14 protein-coding genes are annotated in these 13,028 nt (G+C 63.1%); 9 read left to right on the top strand and 5 right to left on the bottom strand.

Annotated features, from left to right (window positions below):
• The 8 genes from AC1DS6_RS35020 to AC1DS6_RS35055 all read left to right on the top strand — a co-directional run.
• A partial coding sequence (locus AC1DS6_RS35020) for an alpha/beta fold hydrolase (protein ID WP_477104222.1) occupies window positions 1–139 on the top strand: 139 nt, incomplete at its 5' end.
• A 69-nt stretch (window positions 140–208) separates the two neighbouring features.
• Window positions 209–934, top strand: coding sequence for a cysteine hydrolase family protein (locus AC1DS6_RS35025; RefSeq protein ID WP_441632426.1), 726 nt, complete (start codon window positions 209–211; stop codon window positions 932–934).
• 91 nt (window positions 935–1,025) lie between these two features.
• On the top strand, window positions 1,026–1,256 hold the full coding sequence (locus AC1DS6_RS35030; RefSeq protein ID WP_276290656.1) for a DUF2798 domain-containing protein: 231 nt from the start codon (window positions 1,026–1,028) through the stop codon (window positions 1,254–1,256).
• Between the two features lie 111 nt (window positions 1,257–1,367).
• Entirely contained in the window at window positions 1,368–1,805 is a 438-nt protein-coding gene (locus tag AC1DS6_RS35035; protein WP_441632428.1) for a GNAT family N-acetyltransferase, read from the top strand.
• Entirely contained in the window at window positions 1,802–2,425 is a 624-nt protein-coding gene (locus AC1DS6_RS35040) for an FMN-dependent NADH-azoreductase (RefSeq protein WP_441632430.1), read from the top strand. The genes AC1DS6_RS35035 and AC1DS6_RS35040 overlap by 4 nt, the downstream gene beginning before the upstream one ends.
• A 174-nt stretch (window positions 2,426–2,599) precedes the next feature.
• Window positions 2,600–3,352, top strand: coding sequence for an SDR family oxidoreductase (locus AC1DS6_RS35045; protein WP_276290653.1), 753 nt, complete (start codon window positions 2,600–2,602; stop codon window positions 3,350–3,352).
• A 73-nt stretch (window positions 3,353–3,425) separates the two neighbouring features.
• Entirely contained in the window at window positions 3,426–3,905 is a 480-nt protein-coding gene (locus tag AC1DS6_RS35050; RefSeq protein ID WP_441632433.1) for a carboxymuconolactone decarboxylase family protein, read from the top strand.
• Between the two features lie 4 nt (window positions 3,906–3,909).
• Window positions 3,910–4,314: a cupin domain-containing protein gene (locus AC1DS6_RS35055; protein WP_441632435.1), complete on the top strand. Its 405-nt coding sequence runs from the start codon at window positions 3,910–3,912 to the stop codon at window positions 4,312–4,314.
• Window positions 4,315–4,566: 252 nt separating this feature from the next.
• Here AC1DS6_RS35055 and AC1DS6_RS35060 read toward each other — a convergent pair whose 3' ends face one another.
• The gene (locus AC1DS6_RS35060; protein WP_477104197.1) at window positions 4,567–5,532 is read right to left on the bottom strand and encodes a GlxA family transcriptional regulator; all 966 of its coding nucleotides are present in this window, start codon (window positions 5,530–5,532) and stop codon (window positions 4,567–4,569) included.
• 89 nt (window positions 5,533–5,621) lie between these two features.
• On the opposite strand from AC1DS6_RS35060, the gene AC1DS6_RS35065 reads away from it, so the two are divergent.
• On the top strand, window positions 5,622–6,434 hold the full coding sequence (locus AC1DS6_RS35065; RefSeq protein ID WP_477104198.1) for an MBL fold metallo-hydrolase: 813 nt from the start codon (window positions 5,622–5,624) through the stop codon (window positions 6,432–6,434).
• A gap of 159 nt (window positions 6,435–6,593) precedes the next feature.
• Here AC1DS6_RS35065 and AC1DS6_RS35070 read toward each other — a convergent pair whose 3' ends face one another.
• The 4 genes from AC1DS6_RS35070 to AC1DS6_RS35085 form a co-directional block, all read right to left on the bottom strand.
• The gene (locus tag AC1DS6_RS35070; RefSeq protein ID WP_441632441.1) at window positions 6,594–7,832 is read right to left on the bottom strand and encodes an MFS transporter; all 1,239 of its coding nucleotides are present in this window, start codon (window positions 7,830–7,832) and stop codon (window positions 6,594–6,596) included.
• 104 nt (window positions 7,833–7,936) lie between these two features.
• Window positions 7,937–8,728, bottom strand: a complete 792-nt coding sequence (locus tag AC1DS6_RS35075; protein WP_441632443.1) for a 2,3-dihydro-2,3-dihydroxybenzoate dehydrogenase — start codon at window positions 8,726–8,728, stop codon at window positions 7,937–7,939.
• A 55-nt stretch (window positions 8,729–8,783) separates the two neighbouring features.
• Window positions 8,784–12,659, bottom strand: a complete 3,876-nt coding sequence (locus tag AC1DS6_RS35080) for an amino acid adenylation domain-containing protein (RefSeq protein WP_477104199.1) — start codon at window positions 12,657–12,659, stop codon at window positions 8,784–8,786.
• 54 nt (window positions 12,660–12,713) lie between these two features.
• Window positions 12,714–12,998: a DUF2218 domain-containing protein gene (locus AC1DS6_RS35085; RefSeq protein ID WP_441632447.1), complete on the bottom strand. Its 285-nt coding sequence runs from the start codon at window positions 12,996–12,998 to the stop codon at window positions 12,714–12,716.
• Between the last annotated feature and the right edge of the window lie 30 nt (window positions 12,999–13,028).

The following is a 13,028-nucleotide window of genomic DNA, read 5'->3' on the forward strand; positions in this document are numbered from 1 at the left end:
GATCGACGCCGCCGGACGCGCATCGGCAAAGCTCGTCAGGAACGCGAAGCTGATCGTCTACCCCGGTGCGCCGCATGGGCTCACCGACACGCACAAGGACAGGTTCAACGCCGACCTGTTGGCATTCATCCGTAGTTGAAACGACGCCGAATCTGCCGGACCCCACAATGGCGCCGGCGGACTGGGCTCACCATAAGAGGTACTTCCCATGTGCAACCACCACGCCACCTATGCAGATCCCGTTGATCCGGCTCTGCCGAAGGCCAGCATCACGCTAGACCTGCCACGCACCGCGCTCGTCGTGATTGACCCGCAGATCGACTTCATGAGCCCCGAAGGTCGTAGCTGGGGCGTCGTAGGAGAAAGCGTGACGGAGCAGAACCTCGTGCCCAACCTGGTCCGTCTGTTCGAGGCCGCAAAGCAGGCTGGCATCACGGTCGCCATCTCTCCCCACTATTACTTTCCCCATGATCACACATGGAAAGTGCAGGGTCCCGCCGAAATGTTCCAGCATGCCATCGGCATGTTCGACCGTCCTGGCGCGCTGAACCTGGACGGTTTCCGTGACTCGGGCGCGGACTTCATGCCGGAGCTCAAGCCGTATATCGAGGATGGCAAGACCATCATCTGCTCCACGCACAAGCTGTACGGCCCGCAGGCCAACGACCTTGTCCTGCAGTTGCGCAAGCAGCGCGTCGACCAGGTGATCCTTGCGGGCATGGCCGCCAATCTGTGCGTCGAATCCCATCTGCGGGATCTGCTGGAGCAAGGTTTCGAGGTTGCTGTCGTGCGCGACGCCGTAGCAGGGCCGAAGCTACCGGAAGGCGACGGGTATCACGCGGCGCTGGTCAACTTCCGTTTCATCGCAAACGCGCTGTGGGATACCAACGAAACCGTGCAGCGGCTGGCAGGGAAGGTTGGCGCAGCCGCATAGCGCCTGTCATGCGCCAGGGGCGACAGCCCTTGGCGCGGCAATGGCGGGGTGCATGAGTGTCCGGTTCAAAGAATGCATAGGGGCGACTCACATGCCTAAGATTCCTTCGCGCTACAGCTATTTCGCCTACGGCGTAATCCAGGCCGGCTTGACCTGTTCCATCGCTGCTGCCATCGCAAGCATTCCATTTGCAGACGAAGGCCTGTTTCTTCAGCACTGGCTAAGGTCCTGGAGCGTCTCCTGGCTGACCATGCTGCCGGTTGTCGTGTCGGCCACACCCCTCATTCGCCGCCTGGTCGATCGAATGACAAACCACCCATAGGTCATACAACCTCAAGCCGATGGCCTAGTTGAAAACGACAAACATGTGCCTGTTGACTGTGTCATCGCTCAACTACATTGAAGCCTACACAAACCAGCACGCATCGGCACCATGACAAACAACCTGACTCTCGGACATGCGGAGACGGAGGCTGACATCCTCGCGTGTTTCCCTGTCATGCGGCAACTGCGCCCCAAGCTGCAAATGCCGGAAGACTTTCTGGCCAACGTCACGCTGCAAAGCGGGCAAGGCTACCGGCTGCTCGCGCTCTGGGACGCTGGCAAACCTGTTGCGCTGGCCGGATATCGTCGTCTTGACAACCTGATCCACGGGCGCTTCCTGTACGTAGACGATCTGATCACCGATGCGGGAGGCCGGGGGCAGGGCCACGGCGAGTGTCTGCTGCAAGCGCTGCGCGAGCTTGGACGCACAGAAGGCTGCCAGCGACTTGTCCTGGATACCGGACTTGCCAACGCGAAGGCCCAGCGCTTCTATTTCCGTTCGGGGCTGCTCGCCGAGGGCCTGCACTTCTGCATGGTGCTGCAATGAAGTCCCTCAACCTGCTGCTGCTTGATTGCAGCCCGCGCCGTGACTATTCCACCAGCCGGCACCTGACCGGGCAATTGCTGCCCGCGCTGTCCGCGCAATTCGGGCGGGAGATTCATGTGACGCGACGCAACCTTGGCGCCGAGCCGCTGCCAGCCATCACCGCGGAGTACGCGGAGTCGCTGCTGCTGCCCGCCGCCGAGGCAAAGGAACGCTATGGCGCGGCGCTTGCCGTGTCGGATGCGCTGATCAGGGAGATCGAACAGGCCGATCTGCTCTGGATCTCCACTCCGGTGCACAACTTCACGGTGCCGGCTGTGCTTAAGAACTGGATCGATCTCGTGGTTCGACGCGATGTGACCTTTACCGCCACGCCTGAAGGGAAAATCGGATTGCTGCGCGATCGCCCAACGTTCGTGGCGGTGACATCCGGCGGCGCCATGTTCCGGGATCCACCCGTCCAGCCCGATTTCTTTCGTCCGTATCTCTCTGCGGTGCTTGGCATCATCGGACTCAAGGATGTCAGGTTCACGCATGCGACGGGCCTGGCTTTTGCGGAAGTGCCTCAAATTGTGATCGAAGCGCAGGCCGCGCAATCGCTACGCAGCGGCGCGCTGATGTAACGCAGGGTATCGCAAGCTCATATTTTCGACAAACGAAAAGCAGCAGGTAACCCGCATCAGGATTGATGCCGGACAGGAAATGCCGCGCGCTTCGAGGCGATCTGGCGTGGGGGCCAGGCGTTACCTAACATAGTTTCGTGGATCACTCCACCTTCCTTAGTACGGAGAAGCATCATGAAGATTGTCATCATTGGCGGGACCGGCCTGATCGGCTCGAAGACCGTTCCCATTCTGCGCCTGGGCGGCCACGAGGTCGTCGCCGCCTCGCCGAAGAGCGGTGTCAACAGCATCACTGGCGCGGGGCTCAAGGAGGCCCTGGCCGGCGCTCAGGTCGTGATCGACCTCGCCAATTCCCCTTCGTTTGAAGATAAAGCAGTGCTGGAGTTCTTCGAGACTTCCGGCCGCAACCTTCACGCGGCGGAGGCCGCAGCGGGCGTCCAGCACCATGTCGCGCTTTCCATCGTCGGTACCGACCGGACCCCCGACAATGGCTATTTCCGCGCCAAGGTCGCACAAGAGAAACTGGTCGAGGCGTCCGGCATCCCGTACACCATCATCCGCTCGACCCAGTTCATGGAATTCAGTGGTGGCATCGCCGATTCCAGTACGAAAGGAAACATTGTCAGCGTTTCTCCCGGCCTGTTCCAGCCCATTGCGGCGGATGACGTTGCAGCCATCGTTGCCGACGTCGCGCTCGCGCCTCCGCGAAACGGCATCGTCGAGATCGCGGGCCCGGAACGCGCACCGTTCAACGAAATCATCGCCCGCTATTTGAAGGCGGTTGGTGACCCGCGTGAAGTCGTGCGCGACCCCGAGGCACGCTACTTCGGCGGCCTGGTCGAGGAATACTCGCTCGTGCCGTTGGGCGAGGCACGCCTCGGGCGCATCGGCTTCGAGGAATGGATGCGTCAATCGCAACAAAAATAGTCCGAAGGGCACATGTCCAAGTAGGCAGCGCAGGTTCGTGAGTAAGAACTTGATCAAATCACCAGGAGTCAACATGTCCCAACGCACGAATTACTTCCAGCAATCGCCGGAACTGTCCAAGAAGCTCATGGAGCTCAGCGCGCTGTTCCAGAACACCACGATCGAACAACCCATTCGCGAGCTCGTCGAGATTCGCGCATCGCAGCTCAACGGCTGCGCGTTCTGTGTCGACATGCATATCAAGATGGCGAAGATCCATGGCGAACGCGAATTGCGCCTGCATCACGTGGCGATCTGGCGCGAGTCGACGCTGTTCTCGCCGCGCGAACGCGCCGCGCTGGCCTGGACCGAGGAACTGACCAACATTCCCGCCCAGGGCGTGTCAGACGAAATCTATGAACGCGTGCGCACCCAGTACAGCGAGAAGGAACTGTCGGATCTCACGTTCCTCGTGGGGGCGATCAATACCTGGAACCGCCTGAACGTGGCGTTCCGCATGGTGCCCGGCTCATCGGACAAGGCGTTCGGGCTCGACAAAGCCAATCTGGAGTGATGCCATGAAGACGGTCGCATCCATTGCGGCAACCCTGATGGTGTCGGGCCTCATGGTTGCACAGCCGGCCGCCGCCGCGCCGGAGGCAAGTGTCACGCCCTTGCTCACGGAGGCGTTGCCCGAATATCCGGGGAAGGAGGCCACGATGATCGTGGTGGAGTATCCGCCGGGTGCCGTCGATCCCGTGCATCGCCATGACGCGCACGCGTTCGTCTATGTGCTCGAGGGCAGCATCGTCATGGGCGTCAGGGGCGGAAAGGAGGTGACGCTCAAGGCGGGCGAAACCTTCCACGAACGTCCCAACGATATTCACACTGTCGGACGCAATGCCAGCACTACGCAGCCAGCAAAGTTCGTCGTCTTCCTGATCAAGAACAAGGGGGCGCCGATCCTGACGCCAGTGAAGTAGCCGCAGACCATCCACGCACCGGCTATGCCGGTGCGGCTGGATAGGCTGGCACGATGAATTGAACGGCGACGCCGTGGGTGACTGCATGCCGCGACCCATAGGATGACAAGTTTCTCCATGTCGTGCTCAATGGCGAGGCCGAAGCCATCGTTGCGGGGATGCGGATTTGCAGGTTCCACATTCTTTCCGTGATGTCGATATCGTGAGTCCGGCAGTTTTTCCCGCACGACCGTAGCAATGCCGAATGCCTCGTCATCTCGCAAACCGTTGCCTGTATTCCAGGGGCGTCAGCGAAGTCAGCTCCTTGAACATGCGGCGCATATTGGAATCGCTACTGAATCCTAGCTCCGCGCTGAGGACGCTGACTGGCGATGTCGTATGGATAAGGCGGTCACTGACCTGGTTCAGTTTGATACAGCGGGCATACGCCGCGATGGCGACCCCGGTCTCGCTTCTCACCTTGCGCGCGAGCGTGCGTTCCGACATGCAGAGTTGCTCGGCCAATTGCTGCACCGTGATCTGTTCGGCAGGCAATTGCTCAACCAGCGTGTGCAATTGGCGCAGCAAGCGGCTGGATTGCTCGATCAGGCTCATGGCCTGGAAGGCTCGGTGAGGCTGAACGGCACGGGGAAGTACCATCAGATTGACCAGGTCACGCAATACATCGGGACTGACATGCCGCTCTATCAGCGCCTCGGCAATAGGTAGGTAGCCATTCACGCCAGAAGCGGTGGCCGTACGCGCGGTGACGACACAATTCCGCTCGCTTTGCCATTTCACCTTCCTGTAGCGCTGCGCCATTGCCTCCGCCAACCACCAGGTAACGGTCGCGGCCTGGTCATTCAGTTGCCCGCTTTCCGCCAGCAAACAGACGCCGCTGCAATAGCTCCACAGCAGCAAGTTCTTGCGACGGGCCGCCAGCAGTGATACGAGGCCAGCGTTGGCCACAATCATGTCTTCCACCTGCCGCACTGACTCCGCCCAAAAGCCTGACACCAGGAGGGCGTCAAGACTGGCGAGATCCAGCGGCCTGGAAACATGCAGTGACAAGCCGTGGGCGCATTCGACAGTCCCGGCGCGTAGCGCAACGTAATGCGTTTCGAACAGCATGCCGTTCGCGCGGCGATTGGCAGCGTGGAGCATATCGGAAAACGCGAATAACCCTGCCGGCATACAGCCCGGAAATAGAAGCAAACCAATGCGTAGTGGTTTTGGCATGGCAGAAACCGAATCAATTATGTCCAATCTCGCCATTCTCAACGGGTTTCCGCGTCGAGACAATAAGGTTTCTTCCCGGAGGCTTCGTCATGAAAATTCACCACCTTCGCAACGCGACCATCATTGTGGAGTTCGGGCCGAATCGAATCCTGATCGACCCGATGTTTGGCCCTAAAAATGCGCTTCCGCCTTTGCGGGTATTCGGCGCAAGGCAACGTAACCCATTGGTCGATTTACCCGAATCGGCTGCGACAGCGCTTGAGTCGGTCACCCATTGCCTGATAACGCATTGCCAGAAAGGTCATTTCGATCATCTGGACCGCGCGGCAAAAAGTTGGCTGCGCGATCGGCAGCTTCCGATCATCTGCACACCGCACGATGGGCGCCATCTGGCCGAACGCGGATTGAATGTCCAGCCGTTGCCGGAAGCGCATGGGCAGCCCAACCCCTTCATGGGCGGTCGGATTCGCACGGTTCGCTGCACGCACGGCCGTGGCTTGGTCGGCAAGCTGATGGAGCATGGGGTCGGCTATCTGATCGAGGTGCCGGATGAGCCCAGCCTCTACCTGAGCGGCGATACGGTACTCACGCCAACGGTCCGGGAGTTCGTTGCGCACCATCGCCCGCAAGTCTGCGTCGTACCCGCCGGAGGTGCGCGATTCGATATGGGTAGCGACATCATCATGGGCATCGACGAGGTCGTCGAATTCACCCGCCTGGCGCCTGGCACGGTGGTTGCGAATCATCTGGAAGCGCTCAGCCACTGTCCGGTGACGCGGTCCGCGCTAGCGCTCGCCGCAAGGCAGGCAGGTGTCGAAGCGCGGTTGCGCATTCCAAGAGACGGCGAGGTGTTGCATATGGCGGCCCCGGTCGGGGCGCGAAAGCAGTGCTCTCTGCCATAGGCACGGCGCGTGCAGCTCACGGGCCGTGCAACCCGGAGCAGCCAACTGATCCCCGCGCAGGTGGAACTCAAGGCTGCGCAGGCGGCCTTCCAGCTGGTGGCTCTTCGGTACCGTGAAGGTGGCACGAGTTACCGGGAAATGAACCAGGACGCCACACCGTCATGCTGCGACATGTCCCCTTGTGCCTCGCCAGGTCGCGCCGAACAGCACCAGCAACAGGATGCTGATCAATGCAAAGGTTGCGGGCGGCAGCAGGTCATAGAGCGCCGTGCCGAGCAGCGGCGCCACCACCATGCTTAGCCCTTGCGCGGCGGACATCGCGCCGGCGCTAGCGCCTTGCTCGGAAGCGGAGACAGCATTGCTGGCAAGCGCGGCAACTGCCGGGAACGCCGCGCCCATGCCCAGGGCGGCCACGGAATAGCTCAGGCACACGGCCATCGGCTGCGTTGGTCCGACCAGCAAGACGGATGCAAAGCCCGCGGCACCTGCCAATGCACCCCATCGCAGCCATTGCCGGGGCGCGACATGCGGCAGCCTGCTAACGATCGTTTGCATCAGGATCAAGCCGAGCCCGGCGCTGCCCAGGGCATAGCCTACAACGGCGGCCGCTTGGTGGGCCGCTACGTCCAAGCGGTCGATGACATAAAAGCCTAGCGAGCTGTTGGCCATCATGACGACGCTGAACAGCGTAAAGGAACTCAGCCACGGCAGGCGGATGCGGATGTCGGTGATCTTCAGGCGTTGCGGGGCGCGCGGAGCTTGTGGTTTGCGCGTGTCATGCAGACGCCCCAGCCATGGTAGTCCGACGAGCGGCAGCAGCGCAAAGACGAGCAGCGCGACGGATAGGTCGTATTGACCAAGCCAACCCGCCACGGGCGGAGCGAATACCATGCCAATGGCGCCAGCCGCGCCAAATCGTGCCAGGGCGGCAGCCCGTGACTGGGCCTCGGTGTGGTCGGCAATCCAGGCGGTGGCCGCCACGGGCAGGCCGGCAAAGAAGCCACCCATCGCCGCGCGCGTGAGCAGTAGCGCTGCGATATTCAAGCCCATGGCAGGGACGTGATGCGTACCACCTTGCAGCGCCCACCAGACGTAGCACGCCAACAGTACGTAGGAGACGGTGAAGCCGACGATCGCCATGCGGAGCACTGGCACACGGCCCCGGGCATCCACGGCTCGCCCCCAGACGCGGGCGGTTACGATCCAAACCAGCCCGACCATTCCGATGATGGCGCCGACATGCCAGGCCTGCAGATGCATCAGGCGGGCCATCGGCCCCGCCACGGCGATAAAGGCGTAGCTGCCTCCCATGGTCGTGAGATTGGCGATCAATAGCGGCATCAGCTCGGCGACGGGTAGCGTGACTGCAGACGTTGTCTGGATGGACTTGGTGGACATGGCGGTCCTGAAGGCAGAGGTACTGGTGGGTGGGCGATAGCAAGCGAAGGCAGTCGGTACGTTTTTGATTGAGTGACCGGGGCGCTGACGAAATTCGGCTGGATTCACACGCCCAGCGTGGCGCCGCCGTCTACGCACAAGCTGTGCAGCGTGACGTGCCGAGACGCGTTCGACAGCAGGAACAGCACGGCTGATGCGATGTCTTCGGGATCTGCAATGCGGCCCAACGGGATGCCCGTGCGATATGCGGGCAACGAACCCGCAATGACGCCTTTCTTGGTTCTCCTATTCGTCCATAGTTGGCGCTGCATCCGGGTGTCGGTCGAACCGGGGGCGACGATGTTGCAGCGGATGCCGTGCTCGGCGAGCTCCAGGCCGAGGCATTTGGTGAATTGATGCGCAGCCGCCTTGGATGCCGCATAGGCCGCCATCTGCATGCGTGGCACGAACGCCGCGTTCGAGCCAACCGTGACGATGCTGCCTCCTCGGCGCGGCATCATCCGTTGCGCCACTGCACGCGACAAGTGGAACACGCCGTGCATGTTGACGGCAAAGCTGCGGTCCCAGTCTTCGTCGCGCAGGGCATCGACGCTCGCGACGCGCAAAATGCCCGCGACGTTGGCCAGCATGCCGATCGGGCCGATCTGCGTGTCGATGCGATCCACTACGGCGCGCACTGCGGCGCCATCGGCGATATCTACCGTTACAGGATGAATCCGGTACCCGGCTGCCGCACCGTCGGTCGCCAGTTGTTCCAGCCCTTCCGCCTGGATGTCGAGCGCGGCGACGGCCACGCCGCGCGCGCAGAGCGCGCGAACCACGGCCGCGCCTATGCCTTGGGCCGCGCCGCTCACCACGGCAATGGATTCCGGAAAATCGGTAATGGTGCTGTCCATGCGATAAGACTCCTGTAAAAGAAGGGGATGCGGCGGCTGTTGCCGGCCGGCCCGGCTATGCCAGTCGCGCAGCCAGCGTTGCGCCGATGACAGCAATGGGCGCTGGGTCGGACATGCTGTCGTGCGAGCAGTCGAGCATGCTGCATTGCAAGCGGCCTGGCCGCAGATGCGGCCTCCAGCTATCGAGGCCAGGTAAGTGGCCGGGCTTGCGCGAGGCCCGGAAGAGCAGCAGTTCGCCGTCATACGACGGCGTCTGGCTCGCGCGGAACAACTGCATCTGGCGCAGCGTTTGCCGCGCGAACGCGTCGAGCCCGGACCGGCCCAGCGCGGCGAACGGGCTATTCGTGCGCAACAGCCGCTGACGCAGCGCTTCGTCCGCCAGTCCGGCCGTATCGAAATCGCCGTTGACGGTCAGCAGTATCTGCAACGCGTCGCGCAGGATGGGCTGCGGGTGCGCCACCCAGGCCGAGACGGGATAGCTGTCCATTAGCGCCAGCAAGCCAATCGCGTGGCCCTGCAGCGCTAGCCTTGCGGCGACGGCATGGGCCAGCGCGCCGCCCAGAGACCATCCCAGCAGGTGGTACGGCCCGTCAGACTGCAACGCACGCACGCGCTGCACGTAGCCCTCGACTAACGCGTCGAAGTCTTGCGCCGCCAGCGTTTGCTCCACCGACATCTGCAGGCCGTGCACGGTCATATCGGGCAGATGGCGTGCCAAACGCAGATAGCTCCAGGCGAGCCCGTCGGCCGGGTGCAGGCAGAAGAGCGCCGGGGCGCCGGACGAGCCGGTCTGGATGGGAAGCAACGGCGCAAAGGCATCGTGCAAGGCCTGTGGCCGGTAGGCCAGCGGCGCCGCCAGCGCATGGGCAAGCGCCTGCACCGTGCCGTGGCGGAAGAGCATGGACACAGGCACGTCCCGGCCCAATTCCAGCGCGAGCTGACTGGCCGTCTGCATCGCCTGCAAGGATTTTCCGCCTAGCTCGAAGAAGTTCGATGTCGTCGTCAACGGCACGTCGCCCAGCACCTGGCGCCAGATCCGCATCACCTGCCGCTCGAGCGCACCTGCACCGTCCACATTGAGATCCGCGGCCGCGATCCGGCTCGCGGCATGTGCCAGCAGGGCCTTGCGATCCGTCTTGCCGTTGGGGCTGCGCGGCAATTGCTCGAGCACATGCCAGGCATCCGGAACAGCGGGCGCGGGCAATGACTGAGCCAGCATCGCCCGCAGCGCCTGCACGTCCCCCGTGCCCGCCACGAACGCGGCCAACGCGCAGATGCCAGGCCCGCGCTGCACCGGAACCACGGCCGCTTCGCGCACAGCGGGTGCGCCGAGCAGCAGGTTTTCGATTTCCAGCGGATCGATGCGCAGCCCGCTGATCTTGATCTGATGATCGAGGCGTCCGAGAAAGCGCAGCTGCCCGCCTTGCAGTTGCGCCAGATCGCCGGTGCGATAGGCGCGCTGGCCGGAATCGGGCAAGCGGACAAAGCGCGCGGCCGTGAGCTGTGGGTCGTGCAGATAATGCAGCGCCAGTGCGTCGCCGCTCAACACTAGCTCGCCCGCGACGCCTGCCGCGACGGGATACAGGCGATCGTCCACGATGCGCGCTTCGATGCCGGGACGAGGCAAACCGATAGGCACGGCGTCGCCGGCCTCCCATGCGGCTCTCGGACCGCACAGCCGCGCGGTGGTCGCGATGATGGTGCTTTCGGTCGGGCCGTAGGTGTTCAGCAACACCTGTCCGGGCAACAGCTCTCGCCAGCGTGCTACCCGCTCGGGCAGGGCGGCTTCGCCGCCAATGATGGTCAGGCGCAGGCGATCAAGCTTGCGTGCGGTGTCCGGATCCAGGGCATGTGCGAGCACATGCCAGTAAGCGGTGGGCAGGTCGAGCACGGTGATGCCGAGGCGCTTCACCGACGTGGCGAACACCGTCGCCGAATCGAGCATCGCATCGTCGCGCACGACGAGCGTAGCGCCGTGGCAAAGCGTGATGAAGATCTCTTCCAGACTGGTATCGAAATGCAGCGGAGCGAACTGCAACACCCGGTCCGCCGGCTCGATGCCGTACGCCGCACGAGTGCTGGCCACAAAATGCGCGAGCGCCCCACGCCCGACCAGCACGCCGTTGGGCTCGCCGGTGGAGCCCGACGTGTACAGCAGATACGCCGGGTGTTGCGGCTGCGGCGAACAGCAACGCGCGGGGCCCTCGATCATGGCGCCGGGCTGATCCAGATCCAGCACGGGCAGCGATCCGGCCAGCCCTCGCCACGGCATGCGCGTCAGCACCAAGTCGGGAGCCGCGTCGGTCAAGATGCTCGCGGTGCGCCGCGCGGGCCCCTCGGGATCCAACGGCACGAATACCGCCCCCACCCACAGGACGGCCAGCGTCGCGACGATGGCAGCCGGCGAGCGCGATGCCAGTACCGCGATCCGGCTGTGCTCGTTCATGCCGCGCCGCGCCAACGCGGCAGCCAAGGCCTCGACCTGTTTCAGGAGGCTTTGATAGTCCAGGCGAGCGCCGTTCGACTCGATGGCGATGTGGTCGGGGTAGCGCGCCGCCATCCGCCGCAGCAACGCGATCACGTCGAGTGCCGGTTCGTCCAGCGGCTTGCTCCGGCAGATCGACAGCGACGGCATATCGCCCAGCAACGGCGCCAGGGGCGCAGCGGGCGCATGGCCGGCCAGCGCGAAGAGCCACTTGGACAGACTGCCGGCCAGCGCCGTCAGCCGCGTCACGTCATAGGCGTTGGGATTGGCTTCCAGTGTCAAGTGCCATGCGCCGTTGCGTACGGCCAGCGTCAAGTTCAAGTCCTTGACGGGCCCGCCGCTCGCGGGGCGCGTTTCGCTGGACAGATGAGCGAAAGCCACCTGCCGATCGAATGGCATCAGGTTGACGGCCTGGTTGAACAGAAACTTGTTGCTCTCCAGCAGTCCCAGGTCGCCCCGTATCCAGCCGTAGCGATAGTACAGATGGGGCTTGATCGCGCGCAGCCTGCCGACAGTTTCGGCCACCAACGCCTGCAGTGACGCATCGGCGCGCACATGCGCGCTCAGCGGCACGATGTTCATCGCCATGCATGGCACACTGAGCGCAGGCGTGCCTAGCCGGTTCAGTACCGGCAGACCGAACGTCAGCTGCCGCTGGCCTGCCTGCTTGCCGAGCCACAAGCCGATGGCCGTGAGTATCCATGCGGCCCAATCCGCCCGAGCGGCTTCGGCGGCGGCGCGCAAGACCCTGACGTGCGCCGGATCCAGCAACAACGTATGGCGGATCGCCGTGTTGCCGAAGTCTTGCTCTGGTGCCAATCGTGCGGCAGAGGGCACCTCACGCAGGTGTTCACGCCAAAATGCCCGGTCGATGTCGAACTTGCCTGTTTGCCTGTAATGGGCTTCCGCGGCCACGACGTTGTCCAGCTTCCAATCGGGCAACGGCGGCAGGGGCGCGTGCGCCACGCGGGCGTTGTAGCGGGCGGCCACGGCCTGCTGGATCAGGCTGTAGCCGAAACCGTCGAGCGCAATGTGATGCACCTGCAAATACCACCAATGACATTGCGCCGAGAGCCTGAACAGCGCCGTGCGATACAAGGCGTCCGACGTCACGTCGCAACAGATGGACAGGGAGGTCTGCATCCAGTCCTGTGCAGCCCGCACCGGATCGGCCTGCGCGCCGAAATCCACCAGCGGCACTTGCGTGCAGGCCGGCTGGCGGCGTTGCCACAGGATGTCGTCATCCCACTCGAAACGCATGTGCAGCGCATCGCAGTGGTCAAGGACCTCTTGCACGCTGGCCATGAACGCAGCCATGTCCAGGGCGCCGCCGAGTTCGATCGTTTCCGCCGTTAGATACCCAGGATCGTGGGTATCGACTTGTTGTGCTACCCAGATGCCGTATTGCGCGGAGGTAGTGTGCATGCGTTGAGTTGTTTGCGGCATGAGGTGGCGTCCCACGGGAGGAATGCATAGACGGAGAAGAGAGCGGGCAGGGGATCAAGCCCGCTGCCAGTCGATCACGAGTTCCTTGTTGCGTGCCATGAGCGCCAGATGTTCGTCCATGACGTACTGAATTTTCTCCAGCTTTTCCGCTGACTCGGCTTCGCAACGCATGCGCAGTACGTCATCCGTGCGCGTGATCTGGCATCTGCCATATGGAAAATCGATGGCTGCAGTCTCCGCGTCAAACACGACTCTCACCTTGAGGGCATAGTGCTTGCACATCTTGAACAGGATTCTGTCTGCTTGCGCCAAGGCGACTGCGGCGGTACTGACAAGCATGGCATTCTCGTTCGCTCGTGAGATCGGGCG

Source organism: Cupriavidus sp. 05L310 (assembly GCF_056398185.1).